Source organism: Nocardioides sp. YIM B13467 (genome assembly GCF_042788075.1).
Taxonomy (GTDB): domain Bacteria; phylum Actinomycetota; class Actinomycetes; order Propionibacteriales; family Nocardioidaceae; genus Nocardioides.
In genome coordinates this window covers 3,330,970-3,355,856 of the sequence record NZ_JBHZPJ010000046.1, presented here as the reverse complement: position 1 = coordinate 3,355,856, position 24,887 = coordinate 3,330,970, and the positions used below count along the sequence as shown (strand labels likewise).

The window sequence follows — 24,887 nt, the reverse complement described above, 5'->3', positions numbered from 1 at the left end:
GAGCTTCAGCTCGGTTCAGAGTCTCAGTCAGGTCTTCGGATCAGGCATCAAGACCGTGACGAACCGCAGTTTGATTGTCTTGTGCTGTGTCGGCGTGGATATCGTCTTTATCCGATAAGAGCGANGCCGGCGACGACGACCGTGCGCGGCGTCTTGGGGCCGGTCGGGATCGACTCGTGGATCATCAGCTCCGGACGTACCGGCGCCGGACGGGCCTCGATGGTCCCCGGCTGCCACCGGTCGGGCGGGGTCAGCGGGTCGTCGAGCTGGAGGTTCCAGTGGACGGGGCCGCGTGCGGAGTCGAGCGCCGCGACGTCGTTCTCGTCGGGCGCCCCGGCCAGGTCGAGGGTCTCCACCAGCCGGCCGAAGATGCCGACCTGGTCGGTGACCTGGTTGGCGCCGGTCTCCCGGAGCCGCGCCGGCCGGTCGGCCGTGACGACGGCCAGGGGCACTCCGGCGTGCGCGGCCTCGAGCACCGACGGGTGCAGGTTGGCGACCGCGGTGCCGGAGGTGCACATCACCGCCGCGCGCGAGCCGACCTTGGTCAGGCCGAGGGCGAAGAAGCCGGCGGAGCGCTCGTCGATCCGGGTGTGCAGACGTACCAGACCCGCTCGCGACGCGTCGAGGACGGCGAACGACAGCGGTGCGTTGCGCGATCCGGGCGCGATGACGATGTCGGTGACCCGCGCCTCGAGGAGCGCGGTGACGACCGCCCGGGCAACCTCAGTAGCCGTAGCCACACACCCTCCGTTCGTCCGCATGACCGCTCACGTACCCAATCATCCACGCGGGCGCCGGCCGACGTCGGGTGGCCCCTGCGTGATGTTCCCTCACCTGAGCGTCTCCCGGTAGGCGAGGACATCCGCCAGCCGCCGCTGCCAGAACTGCGTACGCTCCGCGCCGGCCCGCAGCGCCGGGTCGGCGAGCAGGCGCTCGGGGACGGGCGAGACCGGGAGCACCGGGAGGACGCCGCGGTCCGGGAGGAGCGGCGACGCGGCGATGTCCTCGGTGAACATCGAGACCGTGCCGAGCCCACAGGCGTAGGGCAGCTCTGGAAGCGCCGCCGCGAGCGCGATCCCGGCGGCCATCCCGACCGAGGTCTCGAGGGCCGAGGAGACGACGCACGGGAGCCCGATGTCCTCGGCGATCCGCAGGCAGGCGCGTACGCCGCCCAGCGGCTGCACCTTCAGCACCGCCACGTCGGCAGCCTCGAGTTCGCGTACGCGATAGGGGTCCGCGGCCCGCCGGATCGACTCGTCCGCGGCGATCGGGACATCCACCTTGCGGCGTACGTCGGCGAGCTGCTCGACCGTGGGGCAGGGCTGCTCGACGTACTCGAGCCCACCCGCGGCCCTGTCGAGCACCCCGATCGCGGCGAGCGCCTCGTCGACGGTCCAGAGACCGTTGACGTCGATCCGCACCTTGCCGGCGGGGCCGAGGGCATCCCGGACCGCCTCGACGCGGGCGATGTCGTCGGCCAGGCTCTGGCCCGGGTCGGCGACCTTGACCTTGGCGGTCGTGCACCCGGAGCGGGCGACGATCTCGTGGGCGCGCTCCGGACCGACCGCCGGGACGGTCGCGTTCACCGGCACCTGCGAGCGGACGGGCGCCGGCCAGTCCCCCGCGGCGGCCTCCTCGGCGCAGCGCAGCCAGGGCTCGATCTCGGGGGTGTCGTAGTCGAGGAAGGGCGACCACTCGCCCCACCCGCCTACGCCCTCGAAGACGAGGCCCTCGCGCTCGGTGATCCCGCGGAAGCGAGTGGTCATCGGGAGGGCGAAGACGTGCAGCTGCTCGGTCATCGGAGCTCCGCCTCGTTGGTCGCGGCCAGCGCGAGCAGGGCGCGCCGGTCGGGCTTTCCGTTGCCGAGGAGCGGGATCTCGTCGAGCACGACGAGCTGTCGTGGAGCCCAGGAGCGTGGGTGCTCCGCGGCGACCCAGTCGCGGGCGTCGGCGGCGTCGATGTCGCCGACGACGAAGGCGACCAGCCGCTGGCCCCACTCCTCGTCGGGGGTGCCGAGGGCCTCCGCGGCCTCGACGGCCGGGTGCTCGCGGAGCCTTCTGGCGACGAGCGCCGCCGGCACCTTCACGCCGCCGGTGATCACCATGTCGTCGACCCGACCGAGGATCCGGAGCCGGCCGTCCTCGTCGAGGGTGCCGGCGTCGGAGGTGAGGAACCAGCCGTCCACCAGAGAGCTCGCGGTCTGCTCGGGGTCATCCTGATAGCCCTCGAAGAGCGTCGGGCCGCTGATCCGGACCCGGCCGTCGGTGCCGATCGCGATCCCGACCCCGTCCAGCGGCATCGCGTCGTAGACGCACCCGCCACAGGTCTCGGCAGAGCCATAGGTGGCGACGACGTCGACCCCGGCGTTCTCGGCGCGGGCGCGTAGCGGCGGGTCGATCGGGCCACCGCCGAGCAGCAGCGTGTGGAAGCCGGCCAGCGCGGCGAGGTCGTCCCCGCCCGACTCGATGATCCGATGCAGCTGGGTCGGCACCATCGAGACGAACCGAGGCCCGTCCGTCATCGCTCTCGCGGCCTCGGCGAAGGACTCGTGGGCGGCGGCGATCACCGGCTCGTACCCTGCCAGCAGCGAGCGGGCGATCACGTTGGCCCCGGCGACGTACGACTCGGGCAGCGTCAGCAGCCACTGCCCACTCGCCCCGACCCGTCGCGCCGACGCCGCTGCCGACGCCTTCACGGCCACCCGCGAGAGCATCACCCGCTTGGGCTTGCCCGTGGACCCCGAGGTCTCCACGACCCAGTGCTCCGGCCCGCCTCCGGCGAGCCACTCGGCCATCGCGACGACGGTGCCCTGAGCCCGTTCCACCGCGTCGTCCATGAGGTCAACGCTATCGCCCGCGGTGTGGGGATACGCGGTGGGCTGGTGGGCTTCGTGGGCTGTAACACGCTGTTCGTAGGACTGTCCGGTCGTTCCAATAGGGCGAGTAGTCCTACGAACGACGTGTTACACGTGACGCAGGCGCTACTGGCCGCGGATGTTGAAGTCACCCACCAGGCCGTGGTGGTCGGACTCCAGCTTGAACGTGGCATGTCGGGTGGGAGTGGCGGTGGAGCTCGAGCCGAGGAGCCAGTCGATGGTGCCGCCGCCGTCGTGGGTGGCCCAGCCCTGCGGGGGCGCGCCGAGGGTCTCGAACGAGGAGGTCATCCCGGCCTTGGTCATCAACGGCTTCGGGCCCCACGGATCCCCGTCGCCGCCGTTGCGCGGGTAGGGCGAGTTGAGGTCGCCGGCGACGAGGACCGGGCCGTACTTCTGCAGCCCTTGGGCCAGCCCGGCGAGCTTCGCGAAGCCGCGCTGGGCCTCGTTCTTACGCGCCTGCGGGCTGTTGGCGGGCGAGGTCATCGTGTGGGTCGAGATCACCGAGATGCGCCCGGAGCCGTCGCTGCTCGCGAGGACCACCCAGGTGGCGTACCTGTTGTCGTTCTTGACGCCGGTGACCGGCTTGGTGAGCTGGACGGTGCCCTTGTCGACCGCCACCCAGCGGTCGGTACGCCACATGACGACCGGACTGAGAGCCTGGCTGCGGGTGCCGTACTCGTCCGCTGAGGCGCGGTAGGTGCCGTAGCCGCGTACCGAGATGTCGGAGACCGACCGTGACTGGGCCTCGTTCAGGGAGACGAAGTCGGGTCCGTGCTTCATGACCTTGGCCAGGTCGGAGCGGTATCTCGAGCTGGACATGGAGACCTTGATGTTGGCCTGCGCCAGGCGCACCTGCGGGCCGGAGACGGCCGCCGGGGAGGCGCCGACCTGCCCCGCGCCGGGCAGCCCGCCGACCTGCTTGGTCGTCTCGAGGGTCTTGCCGATGTTCTTGTCCAGCCAGGCCGCCGGGTCCACCTGGTCCTGCAGGTAGCCGCCGCCGTGCGGGTGCACCTCGAAGTGGAGGTGGCAGCCGGTCGAGTTGCCTTCGCTGCCGACCTGCCCGATGACCTGCCCGGCCTTCACCCTCTGCCCCGCGGCCACCGAGAGCGACTGCATGTGGCCGTACCACGTGGTCAGGTTCCCGGGCGCCGTCTGCACCTTCACCAGCCAGCGTCCCGACCAGCCCCAACTGCCGCCCGACTCGAGCACGATGGTGCCGCCGTGGGCCGCCTGCACGGGCGTACCGCACGGCGAGGAGTAGTCGTTGCCGGTGTGCATGTTGGCCCAGTTGGAGCCGGAGTTGCCGTAGTTGTCGTTGTCGACCGCGAGACCGGCCTGGATGGGACGTACGACGCTGGTGCTGATCCCGGCCATGCCGATCGTGCAGGCCACGTCGGTCGCGGTGGCCGTCAGGTCGGCGGCCGAGACCCCGTCGGCGAGCGCGGCGACGAGGGCTCGCGCCTCGTCCTCGTGCTGGGCGTACGCCAGCGGGAACGCCGAGCGCTGCACCGCCTGCGCCGCCGCGGTGACCTGCATCTTGCGCCAGCCCGGGATGTCCAGGAGGCCGGTGTTGCCGGTGTGGGCGGCCACGCCGTAGAACGCCTGGGCGGACTTGACCGGGTTCATGATGTCGGCGACCGAACCCCACCCGGAGACCGGGCGCTGCTGGAAGAGGCCCACCGAGTCGCGGTCGCCGTAGTCGAGGTTGCGCAGGGTGCTCTCCTGCATCGCGGTCGCGAGCGCGATCACCCACCCGTAGGCGGGCACGCCGGACTGCTTGCCGACCGCCACGATGGTCCGGGCGTTCTGGATCTGCTCGGTGTTGAACCCGGCGATGCTGCCCTCGGGGATCTCACCGTCCGGCCCGAGGTTGCCGGCCTGGATCGCGTTGGTCCCGCCGACACAGCCCGACTCGGCCTGGTCCTGGTTGCTCTGCTCGGTGCTCGCCAGGCCACCGATGAGGATCACCAAGGCACCCGTGACCACCAGGACGAGCGTGGCCGCCCCGGCCACGATCCCCCAGATCAGACGCGCCTTGAAGATCCACATCGCCCTATCCCCCCGGAAGAATGTTCGCGACGTACCAGACGTTGTCGACCAGCGTCAGGTAGACGATGACCTTGGGACCGTCGGTGGTGACCTCGACTCGTGCCTCCCCGTCGGTCTGCTCGAGCACCTTCGCGGGGCCGACCACCTTGGTCGCCGGCACGGTCGCCGGGTCGGTGGTGCCCAGTGCCTGGGCCAGCGACTCGTCGGGGCGGGCGGCGTTGATCCCGGCCCACCATTCGTCGGTGGTCAGGTCGGGACGTGCCCAGGCGGCGACGAACTTGGTCGCCAAGGGTGTCGGGTCCGGGACGGGCGCCGGCGAGCCTGTTGCCGAGGCGCTCTGCTGCGCCGACGCGGAACCCCGCTCGGGCTGGGCGGCCGGCTCGGCGTCGGGAGCGTCGCTCCACTGGGCGATGAGCCAGATGACGAAGACGATGCCGACAACCACCGAGAAGAAGCGGAACGGCGACCTCATGGGCCACCTCAGCACCGGCGCGATGACCTCCCACAGCACACCACGCGTCGTTGTCGACCGCACTACCGGGCTCCTCCTTCAGACCAGCCCTCAGACCGGCCCGGACCGTTGTCGACGGGCACCGAGCGGTTCCCGTTCGGTGAGTAGATGACGAAGACCGCGTTGCCGTCGGCGTCGTAGTCCACGTTGGCCTCCGCCACCGGCGACTGTCGCGGCGGCTCCGGCTCACGGTCGGCGTAGGCGCCCGCGGTGTAGTCGACCGGGCTCGGCGCCTCGGGGCGATCGTTGTTGTAGACCTGCCCGGCGGCGAACCCTGGGCGGGCCTCGTCGCGGAAGGACGGCTCGTCGCGCTCGACGGAGCGCGAGTCGAACCACTGGCCGGCCACCCGCTCACCCTCCTCGCCGCTCATCGAGGACCCCAGGGCGTACGTCGGTGTGCTGCTCGCGCTCGCCCCGACGCCCAGCGCTCCGGCGGCCGTCACCGGAGCCTGGTTGGGCACCTGCTCGGCGACCATCGTCGGTCGGCTGCCGGTCAGCTCGTGGCCGGGCATGTAGACACCGCCGGGACTCGAGACCGATCCGGTGCCGGCCGGGCCAGCGCCCGGAACGGGCGGCCGGTCGGCGTTCGCGTCGCGGACTCCGGCCTCAGCGCCCGTCCGGGTGCCGACGTACGAGGAGAGCATCGAGGTGAGCCGGCCCATGCCTGGCAGCGGGATGCCGTACGCGGCGGGTCGGGTCAAGCGCCAGGCCAGCACGGTCAGCACCGCGATCAACCCCAGCTTCAGCACGAACCACATCGTCGAGGTCAAGATCGCCGAGTCGAGCCGCAGCAACAACAACGCGACCAGGAAGTAGATCGGGCCCATCACCAGCGGCCCCACCACCCGCTTCAGCATCGCCACCGCCGCGTCCCGGGTGTGGTCCAGCATGAACAACACCCCCGCCGCCGGCGCGAACGGCACGATCAACCGGATCAACGCGAACGACAACAAGATCGCCAGCCCGGCCACCAGCAAGAACCCACACACCACCACGACCACGGCCAGGTTCACCAACGCCGTGGTCGCCCGCTGGGACCAGTGCTCACCCTTGAAGTACTCATACGCCACCGGATCGGACTTCTTGACCGCCTCGGCATGCTCCTTGAACGCGTCCTGCTTGGCCTCCAGGACCTTCTTGCCCTCGCCGTTGGGGTCCTTGCGGTAGGTGTCGTACTCCTGCCAGGAGAAGTGCGTGGACCGGAACACCCGCGGCCCATACGTCTTCGCGGTCGCCGAGTCCGGGTCACCGAAGGCGCCGGCCAGCCAGGTGCGGTACTGCGTCGAGCGCACCACCTCATCCATCTGGCCATCCACGGCCTTGACCGCATCGGTCTCACCGAACTTGTCGTCGTTGACCCCCGGCACCGTCCGGCCGTCGTTGAACCCGGTCGCGATCATCCCGGTCGCCGACCGGACCCCGTCATCGACCAGCTTGGTCGACTCCACCGGGTACTGGATCAGCCACGAGGTCACCACCAACACACCCAGAGCCCAACCCGCCGCCGTGACCGCCCGCGCGAACCGGCCATCACGCGCCCGGATCATCACCGTCGCCGCCACCAGCAACAACACCACGCTCACCCACGGCGCCCACACCCCATCGGTGACCGCCTCCGAGGCCGCCACGATCGGGTCGTCCAACGCCTTGAGGAAGGAGTTCTCCCCGATCACCGCGTTCAACAACGCATGCGACCAGTTCGGCAGGATCCCCGAGATCTCCAACATGATGTTGCCGATCGAGGTCCCCGCCCCCGCGACGAACTGCCCCGTGCACCCGTTGTCGTAGGTCCACCACTGCGGAGTGGTCCCGTAGGCCGACTCCAGCGAGACCTCGTCCTTGTTGCGGAACGGATCCAGCTCGTCGTTGATCTCCTCCGGGTCGTTCAGCTGCGTACCCGCCTTCGACGCCGCACCCAACGCCGTCATCCGCACGATGAAGGACCCATCCCCATACGGAGAAGCCGGCATCGGCGCATCCAGGTTGTTGCACGCATCGCTCACACCCGAGAGCCCACCCGTCGGATCGAACGGGATCGGGATGTCGATCCCCCTCGGCCCCGCAGCCGCCGCCGGCCCGGCGACGGACAGAAGAGCAACCACGAGTACGACGAAAGCGGCCGCCCTGCGGCGCAGGGGTGTCCTGTGGTGAGCGGGGCGCGGCTGCATCAGCCGATCCCATCTCCGGAAAGCTCAGTCTTGGGAAGGTCGGTCGGGTCGCCGCCGATGGCTCGGCTGACGCGGCGGGTGGGGTCGGCGGTGGTGTTGAGCGCCTCCTGCAGACCCGGGTGGTGGTTGAGGGTGACCTTGATGATCTCCATGCCGCCGTGACCGGTGTCGCCACCGAGGCCGTCGCGGTAGATGAACTCGCGGTAGCCGAGCTGCTCGTCGCCGCGCCTGGTGCGTGGCGAGAGCCGCGCCAGGATCGACTCGTAGCCGAGCCCCTCGGGCTTGCCGAGCAGCTTGAGCGCGTCGCGCTGGGCGCTCTCGTCCTGCGTACGTCCCACGAAGGCCGCCCCGACGAAGTTGTTGATGTCGGAGCCCAGGATCGCGGAGGCGTTCTGGGTCGAGACCAGCGCAGCACAGTTGTTCTTGCGGGAGTCGCTGGAGAGCTTGTGGACGAGGGCGCGACCGGTGCCGCCGGAAGCCTGGGTGACCTCGTGGGCCTCGTCGAGCGCGAACAGCTTCCGCTCGTTGGGGTCGCTGCGGTAGATCAGGTGCAGCGCGGACCAGGCGGCCAGGGTCATGATCGGGCGCGCCATCTGCTCCTCGGCGCTCCACTCCTCGCGCGGTACGTGCTCGGGCGGGGTGTTGAGTCCCTTGAGGTTGTAGAAGGTGAACGGTGTGCCCTTCAGCTCCTCGTCGGACTGGAGGAAGTCGTTGCCGAAGAAGAGGCGGCCGAGCTCGCGCTCACGGGCGGCGGCGAGCTCGCGGCCGATCTCGTGGTCACCGCCGTCGCCCTCGAAGAGCATCTTCACGATCGTCGAGGTGTCGGCGCCGCGGTCGGCCTGCGCCTCCATGACGCGGGCGCGGATGCGCTTGAGCACCTCTTCGTTGTTGGCCAGTCCGACCGGGAGGCAGGAGCGGAGCACCGAGACGGTCAGGTCGCGGCGCTGCTGCACGGCGGCCGACCGCTCCCGGTGGAGCCGCTCGGCGAACTCGTGGTCCGACATCGCCTCGGCCCGGATCAGCTCCGGGTTGGGGTCGGGGACGACTGCGTACGGCGACAGGCTTCCCGGACGGCCGCCCAGGACATCCACGCTGCGGGCGCGGGCGGGCACCTGCTGGCCGTTGAAGACGCCGCCGCCGATCTCGGGCAGCGTCATCAGCCGCTGCAGTCGGCCGGCCGGGTCCATGGCGACGCCGTGGATGCCGGACAGGATCGACATGTAGATGACGACGCCCATCAGGGTCGACTTTCCGGAACCGGGCGTGCCCACGAGCGGGATCAGGCCGGCCTGCTCCATGACCTCGGTGAGGTACCACGGGTCCATCAGCACGGCCCGGGATGCCATCGCGGAGGTCTCGCCGAGGTAGAAGCCGCGCTTGTCGCCGACCTCGGCGGTGACCGCCGGCAGCCCGGCGGCGACCTTGAGCACCGGGAACTTCCGGGCGTGGGCTGTGCTCGCCAACGGCTCGCCGGGGACGAACTCGCGAGCCAGGTGATACTGCCCCAGCTGGCGGGTGATCTTGATCTGCGGCCGGTAGAGGTCGACGACCTTCTGCGCCTTGTCGAGCGCTTCCGCCTCGCTGCGGCCGGTGACGGCGATCCGGTACCAGCCCCTGGTGCGGGTGGACAGGCCGGTGAACTCCGAGCGCATCTCGTCCTCGACGTCGGCGGCACGGCCGGCCTGGCGGGAGAGCTGCTTGGGAGGCCGCTTGCCGTGGTCCTCGGACCAGTGGCTGACCTGGCCGTCGATGCGGCGGGTCAGGGACGCCATCTCGCGGGAGACGTCCTCCGGCGAGCGGGGCTCGACCCGGAACGACCACTCCACCGGGAAGCCGAGCGCATCGGTCTTCGCCATCCACGGCGCGTGGGTCTCCGGGACCTCGATGTCGCCGATCCGGGAGACCGTCAGCACGCACACGTGGCTGGTCTCCTGGCGGCCGCCGATGCTGCTGGTGACCTGCACCGTCGGCGCCAGCGGCTCGGCCGACCATGCGACCGACTCGAACCACTCGGCCATGTCGTCGGTGTCGAGGAAGTTCTGCTGGGCCTCGCCCGGCTCGGGCACCGGGATCTTGGCGCCCAGGGAGAGCGAACGGGCGATCATCCACTCCATGTCGTGACCGACCGCCGGCCGCGCGGAGAAGCCCGGGCGCGACATCACCCGGTTGACCGTGTCGAGGCGCTCGCTGATCGCAGCCATCTCACGCTCGGCGGCGCCGGCCGAGAACTTCGCCAGCGTCCTCACCGTCGCGTCGCGGCGGCCGAGGTCGACGCCGTAGTAGACGAGCTTGTCGGCCTGGCTGTGGGCGGCCATGTGGGCCTGGTTGCGCGCCATCATCTCCTCGAACCCGGGCTGCGGGTCGGGAGCGTTGGCGAACGCGGCGTGCGCCCAGTGACGTACGGGATAGGGGCGGGTGGTGACCCGGCCGTGGACCGTGTTGCCGACCAGGTCGGCCAGCTGGCTCGCCTGGTCGGTGATCAGGGCCTCGAGGTCGGAGTGGGCGCGGAACGACCAGGTCTGCGGCTCGGCGAGGTACCAGGCGATGATCCGGTCGCTGGTGAAGGTCAGGTGACCGCGCACCTCCTCCAGCGCCCAGCTGTCGCCTCTGGGCTCACGGACGCCCTTCGAGTCGTCGCCGCCCCGGCCGAAGACGCTCTTGCGTCCCGGCTTGGGCTTCTCGAAGCCAGGCCCGTAGGCCCGCTCCGTTCGCGGCCGCCTCATGCGGTTCCTCCGTCGTTGGGTGCGTCGTCGCCGTCGAGGCGCTTGCGGTAGTCGTCCACACTCTGCGGGCGCCCGTCAGGCGTCGCCCGCTCGTCCTGATTGTCCCTGGGACGCGTACGTCCCGAGGGCGCATCGTCGAAGTCGTCCCATTGGTCGGCGTCGTCCCATTCGTCGACGTCGTCGTCGAACCTTGGCTCCGGGGCGATCACCACTGCCGGCCTGACCGCATGCGAGAGCGGCAGCCGGGCGGGCTTGGGTGCGGGCTCCGACGCAGGCTTCGACACAGGCTTCGGTTCGGTCTTCGGTTCGGTCTTCGGGGCAGGCTGCCGAGCCGCTGGGGCGGTCGCAGGCGGTGGCGGAGGAGGTGGTGGGGGTGGCGCAGTGGGCGGTGCCGGCTGGGCTGGGGGCGGAGGCGGCGGTGCAGCGGAGGCAGCGGTCTCGGCAGCCGGAGCCGGGGGCACGGGCGGAGCGGCCGGCGCGGCCTGAGCGGCCCGAGCGGCCTGAGCGGTCGGCTCGGGGGACGGCTGCTGCGGGCGTGACACGGGCTGCTCCGGCTCCTGCCGGGCCTGCCAGGGCGCGCCTCCCTTCCACGGAACGTCGCGGGGCTCACGCGGCGAGGAGGACGGCCGGCTCGACCAGCCGCCCTTCGCCGGACGTACGCCGGTGGTGTGCTGCTGCCTCGCAGGCTGGGCCTCGGGCTGGACCGTGAGGTGGGCCGGGAGCGGCTCCTCGACGACCTTCGCCTCGATCACGGGCCGCACGGGGGCGGCCTTGCCTCGCACCGGCCGGCTCGGGGCGCTCGGCGTCGAGGTGACGACCGTCGCCGGCAGCACCCTCGGCGAGGGGGTGGCACCCGGCTGCTGGGCGAACCGCCGGCCGGGTCGTCGCATGGCCTTCGCCCAGCCGCCGCGAGGGCTCGTGGCGTGCCGGAAGGCAACCGCCGCGCCACCTGCGTACTGGGCGCTGGTCTCCACGCGTGGCGTGGTCAGCTCGTGCCAGAAGGTCATCAGCCAGGCACCGGCCGAGCTCTCCGAGCTGATGTAGTCGGAGGCCTTCATCGAGAGGTAGGAGGCGCCGATCAGCCACAGCCCCATGCTGAGCAGCGTCACCGGCATGCCGAGCTTGCGCAGCAGCACAAGCGTCAATGGCGCGATCACCAGAAAGAGGAAGATGGTGCGATAACGCATCTCCCCGATGTAGCGACGAGGGGGGCCGAGATAGGTCTGGTCGACCTCGTACAGCTCGTCGTCGTCAGGCAGCCTCATCCCCGAGATCCCTCCCTGGGTTAGCTAACGGGACCGGGTTCACCCCTTGAAGAGACCAGCCATCCACTGACCGAGGTCCGTGGCGTTGTTGCCCACGGCCAGGCCGAGGACGCCGAGACCGATGATCAGGCCACCGACGATCGTGACAGCCTTCGAGATGTTGCCGCTGCGGGCAGCCCACAGGACCGTGACGCCCAAGATCAGGACGACCAGCGTGATGATGTTGTCGGTGATCCATTCGGCCAGGCCGCCGGTGCCATACTCGGCGGCTTGCGTCGTACTTTGAATCAACTGGTGCGGTGCCATTGTTCTGCTCCCTTTCCCGAGGTGAGGTGTGGTTGCCGGATACATCCGGAAGTATTCGGTTGTCCCGTCCGGCGCAGCCCCATGCGGCACCGGTGGGTGGGGGCGCCTTGCCCCTCCCGCGGGCTGACGCAAACTCCCGGGCATCGGCATTCTGGACAAACGCCACCGCCATGTGAGACGAGCGTAGTCGCCAGACCGCCGTAGCGCACCTCGTTCCACCTGACGACACGTGCACGCCGCGCGCGTACCAGCGCTCGGCGGACCGCGTCCCCCGGACGTCATGCCGCACACCGGACCGCTGTGCGCGACACTGTCCCGCTCAGCGGTCTCCTTCGCCGTAGTCTTGCGAGGGGAGGCTAACTTCGGGGAATCTATATCCCGGAGCAACCTCGCGAGTTTCGCGCGCTTGCGTCCGGATTCGCGAATTCACTCCACATTCAATCGGATTTCTCGGGAGGACGAGCTCACATGGACAAGAAGAAGATCTTCATCGTCATCGGCGCCCTGTTCGTCGGGTTCTGGCTGTTCACCGATCCGCAAGGGCTGACCAGCACGATCTCCGCAATCGCCGGCGGCATCTGGGGCGTCACCACCGACGTCTTCGGCGGCGTGATCGGCACGATCGAGGGCTCCACCCGCTGACCTCGGCCGCAACCTACGCCGACGCACGGGCGTCGACGCGATGGACTCCTTTTTTCTCGCTGCCCGGTTTGGGGACCGATCAGCACAGATAACTGTTTGACGTCGGACACCGCGATGACAAGACTGCGCTTGTCTCGATGTCAAGATAGTTTGGAGTCGCCTTGTCCCCTCACTTCATCCGGTTGAGGGACAAGGTCCTCTCAGACGACCCGCTCATCCGGGCGATGTCGTACCAGTCGGTGTTGTCGGCCTTCGCCGAAGGCACCTTTCTCACCGGCTCGGCGGTCTTCTTCACTCAGATCGTCGGCCTCTCCGCCGCACAGGTCGGCCTCGGTCTCACGATCGCGGGCGCTGCAACCTTCTTGTTCGCCGTCCCCCTGGGCCGACTCGCGGACCGTCTCGGCACCCGGTTCAGCTGGATCGCCGGTGCCGTCCTCCAGGCGCTGCTGTTCGGTGCCTGGGTGCTGGTAGGCAACTTCGCGGCGTACGTCGCCGTCGAGGTGCTCCTCGCACTCGCCTCCTCCTGGCAGAAGTCGGGCCGCGACGCCTACCGGATCTCGGTCTTCCCCGCGGCGACCCGGGTGCGCGGGTTCGCCTACATGCGGGCCGCCCGCAACGTCGGCTACACGCTCGGCGCCCTGGCCAGCGGTCTCGCCCTGGCCGCCGACTCAAACACCCTGATCAAGGCCGTCCCGCTGATGACCGCCGTGGTGCTGCTGGTCAACGCCTACTGGATCTCGCGCCTCCCCCGCCTCGCCACCGCTGCCTCGCCCGGCGACATGAAGCCCGATGTACGCGACCGCCTCGGCGCCCTGCGCAACCGCGCGTTCCTCGCGACGACCTTCTTCGACGGCGTGCTCGGCACCCATCAGGTCCTGCTCAACGTCGTCATCCCGCTGTGGCTGGTCCAGGAGACCGACGCCCCGCGGGTGCTGCTGGCGTGGCTGTTCGGCACCAACACCGTCATGGCCGTCGGGCTGCAGGTCATCGCCGCCCGTGGCGTCACCGACGTGACGACGTCCCTCAAGGCCCAGCGCCGCGGCGCGCTCTGCTTCCTGGCCTCCTGCGCGATCATCGCGGTCACCCACGACACCGTCGGCCTGATCACGATCGCCCTCGTCTGGATCGGCCATGTGACCGTCACCGGCGCCGAGCTCTTCCAGTCCGCCGGCGAGTGGGGCCTGGTCGCCGATCTCTCCGACCCGGAGCACCGTGGCGACTACCAGGGCGCCGCCCAGGTCGGCTACACCCTCGGCACCGTCTGGGCCCCCGCGGCGTACACCTTCCTGGCGATGGAGCTCGGCCACCTCGGCTGGGCCATCATCGCGGGGATCATCGTCGTCGCCGCGGTCGGCGTCCACCCCTCCGCCCGCGCCGCCGAGCGCTACCTCGCCCGGCGTACCCAGCCCGTCCCCGAGCCGGCATAGCTGCTTCCGGAGGTGGCTGCTCCGGGGGCCGTTTCGGGGGCCGTTTCGGTGTAACACGTCGTTCGTAGGACTACTCGCCCTAATAGAACGACCGGATAGTCCTACGAACAGCGTGTTACACGCGACCGTGCGCCACCTCGGGCCACTCGCTCTCCACAGGCTCGCCTCGTATCGGGGTTATCCACAGGGCGCCGTTGAGCGCCGGCGAGTGTCGGATCCGCGCCACAGGCTGTGGCTATGAACCCACGTACCCAAGCGCTCATGGCGGCCAACCATGGCCTCATCACTCGCAGCCAGGCACTCTCATCCGGTCTCGATCTCGACACGCTCTATCGACTCGTCGAGAGCGGCACGTGGACGGCCGTACGCCGCGGCGTCTACGCCGAACGCACCTACGTCGAGAGCATCACCCTGCCCACAGACAGGCGACGCCTTCTCGATCGGGCAGCCTGTGCGGCCATCACAGTTCCGTTCGTACGAAGCCACGAAACGGCAGCCCTTGAGCTCGAGATGGGCATCCTCCTACCCGTGAAGGCCCAGACCCATGTCACTCGCCAACCCGTGGTCGGCACCCACAACAAGTGGGGCGTGAAGCACCACCTTGCGCCCTACTCCGAGGATCAGGTCGTGGAGGCGAACGGGTTCAACGTGCTCGGTCTTGCCCGGACGGCGATCGACATCGCTCGCGAGCACGGACGGCCGTACGGGGTCGTGGCCGTCGACTCCGCCCGGCGGATGGGCGTATCCGTCGACGAGCTCTGGGAAGTCCTCGAACACATGAGAAATTGGCCCAACCGCCGCCTGGCCCGGGAGGCCATCGAACTCTCGTACGCCGGGGCCGAGTCGGTTGGGGAGTCACTCACCCGGGACGTACTCGAAGAGCTCGGGCTGACAGGCATCGAGACCCAGTTCGAGATCACGGACGGCGTACGCACTGCTCGATTCGATCTCCGGGTGGGTCGTCACATCTTCGAGTTCGACGGCCGGAGCAAGTATGTCTCCACCGCAGATGGAGGCCTGGCGCTCCGGTCGGTCGACGACATCCTCGCCGAGGAGAAAAGCCGACAAGACTGGGCCCACGGCTTTCATCTCGGCATGTCACGGGTCGAATGGGCCGATCTCTTCGGCCGGCAGCGCGACTACCTCAAGGACCGCCTGGATCGGGAGTACCTAGCCACCTGCCGAGCCTTCGGCACCGACATCTCAGACCTGGAGCGGTTCCGCGTACGTCGTTCGAGAGCTGCCTGATTCCGCGACGCCCCTGATGTAACACGTCGTTCGTAGGACTACTCGCCCTATCAGAACGACCGGATAGTCCTACGAACAGCGTGTTACAGCGAGGGCGACGCAACTCAGACGAACAGCAGAGGTACGCCGACCAGCAGCCCCCACACCAGCGTGGCCAGCCCGGTCTGCTGGAGGACGGGGATCAGGCGGGGGCCGAGGTTGGTGCGGTCGAGGATGGTGCGTACGCCCTGAGCGGCGACCGAGATGAACCCAAGACCGAGCAGCGCCCACCAGGAGGTCGTCAGGGCCACGAGCACGACGGAGATGGCGGCGACGGCCACGAGGGCGACGTAGAGCCAGCGGGTGCGTGCGTCGCCGAGGCGTACGGCGAGGGTGATCTTCCCCGACTCGGTGTCGCCGGGGATGTCGCGGAGGTTGTTGGCGACGAGGAGCGCGGAGGTGATCGCGCCGATCCCGACACCGGCCCACAGCGCGCCCCACTCCCAGGTCTGCGTCTGGACGTAGGTCGTGCCGATGACCGCGACGAGTCCGAAGAAGACGAAGACCATGACCTCGCCGAGGCCGGCGTAGCCGTAAGGGCGCGAGCCGCCGGTGTAGTACCAGGCCGCGATCATGCAGACCAGGCCCACGAGGATCAGCCACCAGGCCGAGGTCAGCGCCAGCACCAGGCCCGCGACCGCGGCGATCCCGAAGGCGATGAACGCGGCGCGCTTGACCGACGACGGCGTGGCGAGGCCGGAGCCGGTCAGCCGCAGCGGGCCCACGCGCTCGTCGTCGGTCCCCCGGATCCCGTCGGAGTAGTCGTTGGCGTAGTTGACCGCGACCTGCAGCGCCAGCGCCACCACGAGAGCGAGCAGCGCCTTCCACCAGACCAAGCCACCGGCGTACGCAGCCACCCCGGTGCCGGCGATGACCGGCGCGAGCGCCGCGGGGAGGGTGCGAGGACGGGCTCCCTGGAGCCACTGAGCAGAGTTTGCCACCCCGCTATTCAACACCGACGGCTCGTTGCAGGTGCCGCGGGGATGTAACACGTTGTTCGTAGGACTACTCGCCCTATCTGAGCGACCGGATAGTCCTACGAACAGCGTGTTACACGAGCTCACGCCAACCCCGAAAACCCAGCGACCCCTGCCCGGGGGGAGGCAGGGGTCGCGGGGTGGGGGTGTGGGGGATGGATCAGGTCTTCGGAGGATCGTTGGAGTCGACGCTGAGCTCGGCCTCCATGGCCTCGATCTCCTCGGCCAGCTTGTCGGGCGGCGGAGCGCTGGGCTCGGCAGCCTCGGCACCGGCACCACCGGACCCGGCGGTGCGGCGCTTGTTCCACACGTCGAAGGCGACGGCGAGCAGGAGCACGAGGCCCTTGATGGCCTGCTGCCAGTCGATGGAGACACCGAGCAGCGACATGCCGTTGTTGAGGACACCCATGACGAGACCACCGATGATCGCGCCGACGACGGTGCCGACACCACCGGTGACGGCCGCGCCACCGATGAAGGCGGCGGCGATCGCGTCGAGCTCGAAGTTGACGCCGGCCTTGGGGTTGGCCGCGGTCAGGCGGGCGGTCGTGACCAGGCCCGCGAGGCCGGACAGCAGCCCCATGTTCATCATGACCAGGAAGTCGACCCGCTTGGTGTTGACGCCGGACATCGTGGCGGCGTCGACGTTGCCGCCGATCGCGTAGACGTGCCGGCCGAAGACGGTCTTGTTCATGATGAACGTGTAGACCACGATCAGCCCGGCCAGGATCAGCCCGACGATCGGCAGCCCGCGCGCGTCGGCGAGCAGGTAGGCGAAGTACATGATCACGATCGTCAGCAGCGCCAGCTTCACCACGAAGAGCGGGAAGGGCAGGACGTCGAAGTTGTACGCCATCTGGGCGTTGCGGCGACGCACCTCGAGGAAGATCAGCACACCGACGGCGGCCACCGCGATGAGGAGCGTCAGGTTGTGGAACCCGGTGTCCGGCCCGATCTCGGGCAGGAAGCCGTTGCCGATGGCCTTGAACTGCTCGGGCAGACCACCGACGGTCGCGCCCTTGAGCACGACCAGGGTCAGACCGCGGAAGAGCAGCATCGAGGCCAGCGTGACGATGAACGCCGGGATCCCGACGTACGCCACCCAGAAACCGTGCCAGGCACCGATGGCGGTGCCGATCAGCAGGCCGAGGAAGACGGCGACCCACCACGGGAAGTCGTACTGGGTCATCATGATCGCCGCGGCGGCGCCGACGAAAGCGGCCACGGAGCCGACCGAGAGGTCGATGTGACGCGCCACGATCACGATCACCATGCCGATGGCCAGGATCAGGATCTGGGCGTTCTGGACGACCAGGTTGGAGACGTTGAGCGGCTTGAGCAGCACGCCCTCGGTCGAGATCTGGAAGAGGATGACGATCGCCGCCAGAGCGATGATCATCCCGTACTGGCGGACGTTCCCGCGCAGCGTGTTGAGCAGGGCATTCATCGGGGGTTACTTCCTCGCGTCCGCGGTCATGTAGCGCATCAGGGACTCCTGGGTGGCCTCTGAGCGGTCGAACTCATGGGTGATCACGCCCTCGGCGAGCGTGTAGATGCGATCACACAGGCCGAGCAGCTCGGGCAGCTCGGAGGAGATCACCAGTACGCCGCGACCGCTGCGGGCGAGCTCCTGGATGATCCCGTAGATCTCGTACTTGGCGCCGACGTCGATGCCTCGGGTCGGCTCGTCGAGGATCAGCAGCTTCGGGTCGGTGTACATCCACTTGGACAGCACCACCTTCTGCTGGTTGCCGCCGGAGAGCTTCCCGACCCCGGCGGTGATCGAGGGCGCCTTGATGTTGAGGTTCTTGCGGTAGCCCTCGGCGACCACGACCTCCTTGTGCTCGTCGACGACGAGCCCGGAGCGCAGCTTCTTCAGCGCCGCCGCGGTGATCGAGGTCTTGATGTCGTCGATGAGGTTGAGCCCCAGGCCCTTGCGGTCCTCCGAGACGTACGCGATGCCGGCATCGATCGCCTGGGTGACCGTGTTGAGCTGCAGCTCCTCGCCGTCCAGCACCAGCGAGCCGGAGGTCCGGGAGCCGTAGGAGCGCCCGAAGATCGACCGCGCGAGCTCCGTACGTCCCGCGCCCATCATCCCCGCGATGCCGACGATCTCGCCGGCTCGCACGGACAGGTTGGCCTGGCGGATGACCTCACGGTGGCTGTCCTGAGGGTGCATGACGGTCCAGTCGCGCACCTCGAAGAGGACGTCCCCGATGGAGGGGGTGTGATCGGGGAAGCGGTTCTCGAGGTCGCGGCCGACCATCCCGCGGATGATCCGGTCCTCGTCGACGCCACCGCCGGCAACGGAGAGGGTCTCGATGCTCTGGCCGTCACGGATGATCGTGATCTCGTCGGCGATCTGCTCGATCTCGTTCAGCTTGTGGCTGATCATGATCGAGGTGATCCCCTTCTCCTTCAGCCCCTCCAGGAGCGCGAGGAGGTGCTGGGAGTCGTCGTCGTTGAGGGCGGCGGTCGGCTCGTCGAGGATGAGCAGCTTGACCTCCTTCGAGAGCGCCTTGGCGATCTCGACCAGTTGCTGCTTGCCGATGCCGAGGTTCTTCACCGGCGTCAGCGGGTTCTCCCGCAGGCCGACCCGCGCGAGCAGGTCGATCGCCTCGCGGTTGGCGCGGCCCCAGTCGATGATGCCGCGCTTGGCGGTCTCGTTGCCGAGGAAGATGTTCTCCGCGATCGAGAGCTCGGGGATGAGGGCGAGCTCCTGGTGGATGATCACGATGCCGGCGGCTTCGCTCTGCCGGATGTTGGCGAACTTCGCGGTCTCGCCCTCGAAGACGATGTCGCCGCTGTAGGTGCCGTGGGGGTAGACCCCGCTGAGCACCTTCATCAGGGTGCTCTTGCCGGCGCCGTTCTCACCGCAGATCGCGTGGATGTCACCGCGGTTGACGACGAGGTTGACGTCGGAGAGCGCCTTGACGCCGGGGAACTCCTTGGTGATGCCGCGCATCTCCAGGATCGGTGAGCTCATGTGGTTCCTGCTATCTGGCCAGGTGCANAACTCTCCGATAAAGTAGTTTGACTGACTACGCACATCGCTGTGCGATTTATTTAAAACTTTGAATTAACAGGTACGTTTTGTCTTGTTTAGTTTTCAAAGAACTTTGTCCACCGCTCTTGAAGCGACTTAATTATCTTAACACATCAGTGTTAGTGCCGTCAACAACTTTTTAAAATTTCTTTTTCAAAAATTCGTTTCGTCATCAGCGACGTATATTAGAATACCACCCTTAATCCGACATGTCAACAATAATCGACAAATTAAATGATGAAGCGTTTAATGACTATCAAAGCAGCGATGCCGGGAATCCCCAGAATCCCGCTGATGCCCGTTGTAATCAGGTTAACAGGGATATGAATACCGAGACTGCCTCCGAACAAGTTCACACCCACCAGCAAAATCGCGCCGGCAATAAACTTAATCGCAGTCACACCAATCCATCTTAGCGGTTTTGAAGATACTCCCCATAAAAAAAGCAAAGCAACCAGACCGACAATCAAACCGATAATGAAAAAAGGCTCCATGAATCTTCCCCCTCGCTTGTTTAGTACAAGCTTATGAGAAGACCCCGGAGAATAGACCTTTTACTTCCATCTGCTCATTTTCAAATTCCGCTGCTTCGCTTCTTTTAAATAGAAAAAGTATTTAGATTCAGCGACTTTCAGCTCAAACAACACCTCAGCGGAGGGCTCGAGACTTTTCTCGACCAGACTCTTCTGCCTGTTCCATTCTTCTTTTTGTTTAAAGAGCTGTTCTATCAGCTTCTCGTCAAACTCTTTTCTTAATGTATTTCTGCGAAGAAAACCCATGCCTTGCCTTTTCCTCCCTTACAATTCACGTCTTCCTTCAAGAGCTTTTGAAAGAGTGACCTCATCAGCATATTCCAAATCACCGCCGACGGGCAGACCGTGGGCAATACGGGAGAGCTTGATGCCTGAGGGCTTTAACAGCCTTGATATATACATCGCTGTTGCTTCCCCTTCAATATTAGGGTTGGTTGCGAGAATGACTTCTGTCACTTGATCATCCTGAAGACGTTTCAGCAGCTCCGGAATCTTAATATCCTCCGGGCCGATGCCGTCCATTGGTGAAATCGCGCCGTGAAGAACATGATACTGGCCGTTATATTCCTTCATTTTCTCCATTGCGATAACATCCTTAGGGTCCTGCACGACACAAATAACAGACTTATCCCTTCTTGTGTCCTCACATATATAACAAGGGTCCTGATCTGTAATATGTCCGCAAATCGAACAATATGTCAGGTTGCGCTTCGCATTTACTAATGCTTTCGCGAAATCTAATACCACGTCTTCTTTCATACCTAGAACAAAAAAAGCCAGACGAACCGCTGTTTTCGGTCCGATCCCTGGCAATTTCATAAAGCTGTCAATCAGCTTTGATATTGGTTCAGGATACTGCATGTTTATTTATCCCCCTAGAATAAACCCGGTATGTTCATTCCTTTTGTAAATTGTCCCATTGTCTCATTCGTCATGTCATCCACTTTTTTGAGGGCGTCGTTTGTTGCGGCAAGAATCAGGTCCTGAAGCATTTCGATATCTTCCGGATCAACGACTTCTTCTTTAATGGCAACGTCTACAACTTCTTTTTGGCCGTTGACTTTTACAGTCACCATTCCGCCGCCCGCTGTGCCTTCAAGCACTTTTTCAGCAAGCTCCTCCTGAGCCTTCGCCATATCCTTTTGCATTTTTTGCATTTGTTTCATCATTTTTTGCATGTTTCCCATTCCGCCACGCATATTCAATCACTCTCTTTCATCTTATTAGTCTTTTATTTCGATTAAATCCGCTCCGACAAGTTTCTTCGCCTCTGCAATCAGCGGATCTTCTTCAGCCGGTTCGTTTGATCCTTCACTTTCCTGCTGGTGATCATTTAAAAATTCTTCTCTTATTTTACCCCATTGTGCTTCCGGAACGCCAATCAAATCCATTCTTTTCCCGAGCATTGATTCGAGAATCTGTTCAAGATTCGTACGGACTCCGTTATTGTCTTCTGCAACCATTTTACAATGGATTTCGTATTTAAATTTAAGCACAAATGCCTTTTGAGCAGCAGCCACCGGTTCACTGTCATTCAAAAGAGCNCGGCGCGGGTCCGCGAAGCCCGCCCGGCCGTCAGGCTCGGCGTAGTCGTCGTAACCGGCGTCTGCGTAGCCGGTCTCGTCGTAGGCATAGCCGTCCTCGGCGTACTCCTCGGCGTAGTCGTCGTAGCCGTCGTCATAGCCGTAGTCGTCGTGGCCGGAGGCTGCGGCGCGCTGCTCCTTGAGCCGGCGGGCGAGCAGGTAGAGGCCCGCGATCGCGGCGAGCCAGATCCCGAAGAGCCCGATCACGCCCGGGATGTCGCCGCCGAGGAAGAACGACGACGGCGAGGCGAGGAAGAGGGCCCAGACCAGGAGGCCGGCTGCGCCGGCGTACAGGTGGATCTTGGGCGGCAGCCCCGCCTCCTGCGGCTGCAGGAGATGTGGCTTCAGATAGGTGAGCGCGACGATCACCGCGACCAGGGCGGTCACGGCGTAGACGAGTACGGCAGCGAAGCTCACGGCAGCGATTCTGTCCTAGTCGTCGGGCGAGCCCGAATCGGGCTCGGGCGTATGTGATGTGAGTCCCCCGACTCCGACCTCGGCACCGGCATCCCCGGCCGCGGTCGACTCACGCCATTCTGCCTCCTCGGCAAGGCGGGCGATCAGAGCGTCCACCTCGTCCATCCGGTAGCCGCGGAGGGCCACCGAGAAACGTACGTGACGCAGGTCTGCCGCCTCCAGGACGCGGTCGCGGGGCACCAGAGCGTCGGGCTGGTCGCCGTACTCCTCCCCCATCGGCGCGCCTGTCCCGGCGGCTACGAGGGCGACTCCTCCGAGAGCCAGCACGATGAGTGCCGCGAAGATCCAACCCATCGCCTCAGTCACGCGCCTTCTGCATCAGCTCGACCGCCTCGTCCACGTCGTCGGTGAGGGTGATCATGTCCAGGTCGCTCTGCTTGATCCGACCGTCGGCCAGCATCGTCTCGCGCATCCAGTCGAGCAGCCCCTGCCAGTGTTCGACGCCCATCAGCACGATCGGGAACTGGGTGATCTTCTTGGTCTGGGAGAGCGTCATCGCCTCGAAGAGCTCGTCCATGGTGCCGAGACCGCCGGGCATGACGATGTAGCCCTGGGAGTACTTCACGAACATCATCTTCCGCACGAAGAAGTAGCGGAAGTTGAGCCCGAAGTTGACGTAGTCGTTGAGCCTGGCCTCGAAGGGCAGCTCGATGCCGAGGCCGATCGACTCGCCACCGGCCTCGAGAGCGCCCTTGTTGGCCGCCTCCATCGTGCCCGGGCCACCGCCGGTGATCACCACGAAGCCGGCCTCGGCCAGGCCCCGGCCGATCGCCTCGGCCTGGGCGTAGGTCGGGTGGTCCTGGGGCGTGCGCGCCGACCCGAAGACGCTGATCGCCGGACCGATCTCGGAGAGGTCGTTGAATCCCTCGACGAACTCGGCCTGGATCTTCATGACCCGCCACGGATCGGTGTGGACCCAGTCGCCGTGGCCGGAGCTGTCCAGCAGTCGCTGGTCGGTGGTGCTGCCGGCGGGGCGCCCCTTGGTGGGGCGTGGGCCGGAGCCGCTGCGTCGGGTCATGCGGTCAACCAATCACGAAGGGCCTGCTCGCACGCGGTGATCTCGGAGATCCGCACGTGCTCGTCGGCCTTGTGGGCGAACATCGGGTCACCTGGACCATAGTTGACCGCCGGTATGCCGAGAACCGTGAACCGCGCCACATCGGTCCAGCCGAACTTGGGCCCGACCTCGCCGCCGACGGCAGCGATGAAGTCCTTCGCCGCCGGCCGGTCCAGGCCGGGCAGCGCACCCGGGGCCGAGTCGGTCAGGGTGACGTCGTAGCCCTCGAAGAACTCGGTCACGAACGCCAGCGCCTCCTCCTCGCTCCGGTCCGGCGCGAAGCGGAAGTTGACCGTCACCACGCACTCGTCGGGGATCACGTTGCCGGCCACTCCCCCGGCGACGAAGACCGCGTTGAGGCCCTCGTGATACTCCAGCCCGTCGATGACCGGCTTGCGCGGGACGTACGACTCCAGGCGGCGGAGCACCTCGCCGGCCTTGTGGATCGCGTTGACGCCGCGCCAGGAGCGGGCGCTGTGGGAGCGCTCGCCGGTGGTGCGTACCTCCACCCGCAGCGTGCCCTGGCAGCCGGCCTCGACGCCGGCGTTCGAGGGCTCCATCAGGATCGCGAAATCTCCGGCGAGGAGGTCGGGCTCGCTGGCCGCGAGCTTGCCGAGACCGTTGTGGACCGCCTCGATCTCCTCCGCGTCGTAGAAGACGTACGTCACGTCGCGGTTCGGCGTCCGCAGGGTCGCGGCGAGCTTGAGGATGACCGCGTCGCCGGACTTCATGTCGCACGCGCCGAGGCCATGGAGGATGCCGGTGGCCTCGTCGAGGCGGCTCGGGAAGTTGCCGTTGACCGGCACCGTGTCGAGGTGGCCGGCGATGACGATGCGCTCGGGAAGGCCGAGGTCGGTGCGCGCCACGATCGAGTTGCCCCGCCGCTCGACGACGAGGTGGTCGTACGCAGCCAGCGCCCGCTCCACGGCGTCGGCCAGCTCGAGCTCGTTGAGGCTCACCGAGTCGATGTCCATCAGCTGCCGGGTCAGCGTCACCACGTCGGTCGTCAGGTCGATCTCGGGAGTGTCAGGACTGGTTGTCACAGGCGCTAGTCAACCAGCCCGTCATGAGAGATCGTCGGCCGCACCGGTTGACCGGCGGTCGACGTGCGCGAGCACGCCGTCGATGATCCGGGCCAGCCCGTAGTCGAGCTCTCGCGCAGGGTCGGTGGCCGCCTGGTAGGCCTCGCCGGCGGCGGTGCCGACCCGGTTGGCCAGCGGATAGTGGCTGCCCGCCATGACCTCGCTCAGCGTGTCGTAGTTGGCCTCCCACCACTCCGACTCGGTCATCCCGGTGACCTGCTCGGCGCGGCGCTTCATGAGCTCGCTGCGGGCGATGTTGCCCGCGAAGCCGATCAGCACGGCGACCGTCTGGTCCATCTCCAGGTCGGAGAGCCCGAGACCGTCGACGGCCCGCAGCTGCCACTCGTAGCGGTCGCTCATGTTGGGCCCGAGCCAGGGGCGTACGTCCTGCACCTCGAGCAGCCACGGATGGGCCCGGAGCTCGTCGTGGGTGAGGTTGGCGACGAGCTCGAGGCGTTTGCGCGGATCCGCGGGCAGCTCCGGCAGCTCGGCGCGGCCGGTCACCTGGTCGGCCATGAGCACCAGCAGCGCATCCCGGTTGGGCACGTAGGAGTAGAGCGTCATCGCACCCAGGCCGAAGCGCTGGGCGATCGCGCGCATCGTCACGGCAGCCAGGCCCTCGGCGTCGGCGAGGTCGATCGCGGCGTCGACGATCTCGTCGACGCTCACCTTCTGCTTCGGGCCCCGCTTCGGCTTGGGCTCCTCGCGCGCCCCGCTCCGATGGCGCCACAGCAGGCGAAGGGAGGGGTCCGACTGGTCTGGCTGGTCCGGCACGTCGCTCATCGTAACCTCATCCGGAATAATTTCGTACGTCGTACGGAACAAATGCTACAGTCACCCCGTTGACATCTTCGTACAGCGTACGAAATTGGAGGAACG

The 24,887-nt window shown here is 66.8% G+C and carries 23 protein-coding genes and 1 pseudogene; 3 read left to right on the top strand and 21 right to left on the bottom strand.

The genetic code is table 11. The features are described from left to right. Positions 1 to 107 precede the first annotated feature (107 nt). The 9 genes from ACFX43_RS23275 to ACFX43_RS23235 all read right to left on the bottom strand — a co-directional run bounded on the left by ACFX43_RS23275 (position 108) and on the right by ACFX43_RS23235 (position 11,897). Positions 108 to 740: a thiamine pyrophosphate-binding protein gene (locus tag ACFX43_RS23275; protein ID WP_378835809.1), complete on the bottom strand. Its 633-nt coding sequence runs from the start codon at positions 738 to 740 to the stop codon at positions 108 to 110. Positions 741 to 830: 90 nt separating this feature from the next. After that, entirely contained in the window at positions 831 to 1,799 is a 969-nt protein-coding gene (locus ACFX43_RS23270) for an o-succinylbenzoate synthase (RefSeq protein ID WP_378835803.1), read from the bottom strand. After that, the gene (locus ACFX43_RS23265; protein ID WP_378835794.1) at positions 1,796 to 2,836 is read right to left on the bottom strand and encodes an AMP-binding protein; all 1,041 of its coding nucleotides are present in this window, start codon (positions 2,834 to 2,836) and stop codon (positions 1,796 to 1,798) included. The genes ACFX43_RS23270 and ACFX43_RS23265 overlap by 4 nt, the downstream gene beginning before the upstream one ends. 144 nt (positions 2,837 to 2,980) lie before the next feature. After that, positions 2,981 to 4,924 (bottom strand): peptidoglycan DD-metalloendopeptidase family protein, encoded by a 1,944-nt coding sequence (locus tag ACFX43_RS23260; RefSeq protein ID WP_378835788.1) that lies wholly within the window; start codon positions 4,922 to 4,924, stop codon positions 2,981 to 2,983. A 4-nt stretch (positions 4,925 to 4,928) separates the two neighbouring features. Next, entirely contained in the window at positions 4,929 to 5,459 is a 531-nt protein-coding gene (locus tag ACFX43_RS23255; RefSeq protein WP_350836818.1) for a hypothetical protein, read from the bottom strand. Then, a complete protein-coding gene (locus ACFX43_RS23250; RefSeq protein ID WP_378835780.1) occupies positions 5,459 to 7,537 on the bottom strand; it encodes a hypothetical protein in 2,079 nt (692 codons plus the stop codon). The genes ACFX43_RS23255 and ACFX43_RS23250 overlap by 1 nt, the downstream gene beginning before the upstream one ends. 65 nt (positions 7,538 to 7,602) lie before the next feature. After that, on the bottom strand, positions 7,603 to 10,326 hold the full coding sequence (locus ACFX43_RS23245) for an ATP-binding protein (protein WP_378835776.1): 2,724 nt from the start codon (positions 10,324 to 10,326) through the stop codon (positions 7,603 to 7,605). Continuing rightward, on the bottom strand, positions 10,323 to 11,591 hold the full coding sequence (locus ACFX43_RS23240) for a hypothetical protein (RefSeq protein ID WP_378835770.1): 1,269 nt from the start codon (positions 11,589 to 11,591) through the stop codon (positions 10,323 to 10,325). The genes ACFX43_RS23245 and ACFX43_RS23240 overlap by 4 nt, the downstream gene beginning before the upstream one ends. Positions 11,592 to 11,630: 39 nt before the next feature. Further along, positions 11,631 to 11,897, bottom strand: a complete 267-nt coding sequence (locus tag ACFX43_RS23235; protein WP_091043078.1) for a hypothetical protein — start codon at positions 11,895 to 11,897, stop codon at positions 11,631 to 11,633. 468 nt (positions 11,898 to 12,365) lie between these two features. On the opposite strand from ACFX43_RS23235, the gene ACFX43_RS23230 reads away from it, so the two are divergent. From ACFX43_RS23230 to ACFX43_RS23220, 3 genes are all read left to right on the top strand, one after another. After that, entirely contained in the window at positions 12,366 to 12,539 is a 174-nt protein-coding gene (locus ACFX43_RS23230; protein ID WP_160025706.1) for a hypothetical protein, read from the top strand. A gap of 161 nt (positions 12,540 to 12,700) precedes the next feature. After that, the gene (locus ACFX43_RS23225; protein ID WP_378835765.1) at positions 12,701 to 13,966 is read left to right on the top strand and encodes an MFS transporter; all 1,266 of its coding nucleotides are present in this window, start codon (positions 12,701 to 12,703) and stop codon (positions 13,964 to 13,966) included. Between the two features lie 237 nt (positions 13,967 to 14,203). Continuing rightward, a complete protein-coding gene (locus ACFX43_RS23220; protein ID WP_378835761.1) occupies positions 14,204 to 15,214 on the top strand; it encodes a type IV toxin-antitoxin system AbiEi family antitoxin domain-containing protein in 1,011 nt (336 codons plus the stop codon). 104 nt (positions 15,215 to 15,318) lie between these two features. On the opposite strand, the gene ACFX43_RS23215 is transcribed toward ACFX43_RS23220, so the two are convergent. From ACFX43_RS23215 to ACFX43_RS23160, 12 genes and pseudogenes are all read right to left on the bottom strand, one after another. Further along, a complete protein-coding gene (locus ACFX43_RS23215; RefSeq protein ID WP_378835756.1) occupies positions 15,319 to 16,194 on the bottom strand; it encodes a 1,4-dihydroxy-2-naphthoate polyprenyltransferase in 876 nt (291 codons plus the stop codon). A 196-nt stretch (positions 16,195 to 16,390) separates the two neighbouring features. Next, positions 16,391 to 17,677, bottom strand: coding sequence for a multiple monosaccharide ABC transporter permease (gene mmsB / locus ACFX43_RS23210; RefSeq protein WP_160025709.1), 1,287 nt, complete (start codon positions 17,675 to 17,677; stop codon positions 16,391 to 16,393). A gap of 6 nt (positions 17,678 to 17,683) precedes the next feature. After that, positions 17,684 to 19,216 (bottom strand): multiple monosaccharide ABC transporter ATP-binding protein, encoded by a 1,533-nt coding sequence (gene mmsA, locus ACFX43_RS23205; RefSeq protein ID WP_378835744.1) that lies wholly within the window; start codon positions 19,214 to 19,216, stop codon positions 17,684 to 17,686. Positions 19,217 to 19,506: 290 nt separating this feature from the next. Continuing rightward, entirely contained in the window at positions 19,507 to 19,770 is a 264-nt protein-coding gene (locus ACFX43_RS23200) for a pro-sigmaK processing inhibitor BofA family protein (protein WP_003150686.1), read from the bottom strand. A 60-nt stretch (positions 19,771 to 19,830) separates the two neighbouring features. Continuing rightward, complete coding sequence (locus tag ACFX43_RS23195; protein ID WP_007408755.1) at positions 19,831 to 20,055, bottom strand: YaaL family protein; 225 nt, start codon at positions 20,053 to 20,055, stop codon at positions 19,831 to 19,833. Positions 20,056 to 20,073: 18 nt separating this feature from the next. Further along, positions 20,074 to 20,670, bottom strand: a complete 597-nt coding sequence (recR, locus tag ACFX43_RS23190; RefSeq protein ID WP_007615147.1) for a recombination protein RecR — start codon at positions 20,668 to 20,670, stop codon at positions 20,074 to 20,076. 14 nt (positions 20,671 to 20,684) lie between these two features. Continuing rightward, a complete protein-coding gene (locus ACFX43_RS23185; RefSeq protein ID WP_029326155.1) occupies positions 20,685 to 21,008 on the bottom strand; it encodes a YbaB/EbfC family nucleoid-associated protein in 324 nt (107 codons plus the stop codon). Positions 21,009 to 21,032: 24 nt separating this feature from the next. Further along, positions 21,033 to 21,353, bottom strand: a pseudogene (locus ACFX43_RS23180) (hypothetical protein); the annotation flags it as partial. Positions 21,354 to 21,824: 471 nt separating this feature from the next. Continuing rightward, positions 21,825 to 22,175 (bottom strand): DivIVA domain-containing protein, encoded by a 351-nt coding sequence (locus ACFX43_RS23175; protein ID WP_378835720.1) that lies wholly within the window; start codon positions 22,173 to 22,175, stop codon positions 21,825 to 21,827. Continuing rightward, a complete protein-coding gene (locus tag ACFX43_RS23170) occupies positions 22,168 to 22,887 on the bottom strand; it encodes a TIGR00730 family Rossman fold protein (RefSeq protein WP_378835715.1) in 720 nt (239 codons plus the stop codon). Before ACFX43_RS23170 ends, ACFX43_RS23175 begins: the two co-directional genes overlap by 8 nt. After that, positions 22,884 to 23,969 carry a succinyl-diaminopimelate desuccinylase gene (gene dapE, locus ACFX43_RS23165; protein ID WP_378835711.1) on the bottom strand — a complete coding sequence of 362 codons (1,086 nt, stop codon included), beginning with the start codon at positions 23,967 to 23,969 and terminating at the stop codon, positions 22,884 to 22,886. Before dapE ends, ACFX43_RS23170 begins: the two co-directional genes overlap by 4 nt. Before the next feature lie 21 nt (positions 23,970 to 23,990). Next, the gene (locus ACFX43_RS23160) at positions 23,991 to 24,791 is read right to left on the bottom strand and encodes a TetR/AcrR family transcriptional regulator (RefSeq protein ID WP_378835704.1); all 801 of its coding nucleotides are present in this window, start codon (positions 24,789 to 24,791) and stop codon (positions 23,991 to 23,993) included. Positions 24,792 to 24,887: the final 96 nt, after the last annotated feature.

What these genes read in the sequence shown, in the direction of transcription:
- ACFX43_RS23200 (WP_003150686.1), bottom strand. Translation starts at nt 19,770, where the DNA reads ATGGAGCCTTTTTTCATTATCGGTTTGATTGTCGGTCTGGTTGCTTTG.
- ACFX43_RS23170 (WP_378835715.1), bottom strand. Translation starts at nt 22,887, where the DNA reads ATGACCCGACGCAGCGGCTCCGGCCCACGCCCCACCAAGGGGCGCCCC.
- ACFX43_RS23195 (WP_007408755.1), bottom strand. Translation starts at nt 20,055, where the DNA reads ATGGGTTTTCTTCGCAGAAATACATTAAGAAAAGAGTTTGACGAGAAG.
- ACFX43_RS23185 (WP_029326155.1), bottom strand. Translation starts at nt 21,008, where the DNA reads ATGCGTGGCGGAATGGGAAACATGCAAAAAATGATGAAACAAATGCAA.
- mmsA (WP_378835744.1), bottom strand. Translation starts at nt 19,216, where the DNA reads ATGAGCTCACCGATCCTGGAGATGCGCGGCATCACCAAGGAGTTCCCC.
- ACFX43_RS23260 (WP_378835788.1), bottom strand. Translation starts at nt 4,924, where the DNA reads ATGTGGATCTTCAAGGCGCGTCTGATCTGGGGGATCGTGGCCGGGGCG.
- ACFX43_RS23265 (WP_378835794.1), bottom strand. Translation starts at nt 2,836, where the DNA reads ATGGACGACGCGGTGGAACGGGCTCAGGGCACCGTCGTCGCGATGGCC.
- ACFX43_RS23245 (WP_378835776.1), bottom strand. Translation starts at nt 10,326, where the DNA reads ATGAGGCGGCCGCGAACGGAGCGGGCCTACGGGCCTGGCTTCGAGAAG.
- ACFX43_RS23240 (WP_378835770.1), bottom strand. Translation starts at nt 11,591, where the DNA reads ATGAGGCTGCCTGACGACGACGAGCTGTACGAGGTCGACCAGACCTAT.
- recR (WP_007615147.1), bottom strand. Translation starts at nt 20,670, where the DNA reads ATGCAGTATCCTGAACCAATATCAAAGCTGATTGACAGCTTTATGAAA.
- mmsB (WP_160025709.1), bottom strand. Translation starts at nt 17,677, where the DNA reads ATGAATGCCCTGCTCAACACGCTGCGCGGGAACGTCCGCCAGTACGGG.
- ACFX43_RS23160 (WP_378835704.1), bottom strand. Translation starts at nt 24,791, where the DNA reads ATGAGCGACGTGCCGGACCAGCCAGACCAGTCGGACCCCTCCCTTCGC.
- ACFX43_RS23270 (WP_378835803.1), bottom strand. Translation starts at nt 1,799, where the DNA reads ATGACCGAGCAGCTGCACGTCTTCGCCCTCCCGATGACCACTCGCTTC.
- ACFX43_RS23220 (WP_378835761.1), top strand. Translation starts at nt 14,204, where the DNA reads ATGAACCCACGTACCCAAGCGCTCATGGCGGCCAACCATGGCCTCATC.
- ACFX43_RS23235 (WP_091043078.1), bottom strand. Translation starts at nt 11,897, where the DNA reads ATGGCACCGCACCAGTTGATTCAAAGTACGACGCAAGCCGCCGAGTAT.
- ACFX43_RS23230 (WP_160025706.1), top strand. Translation starts at nt 12,366, where the DNA reads ATGGACAAGAAGAAGATCTTCATCGTCATCGGCGCCCTGTTCGTCGGG.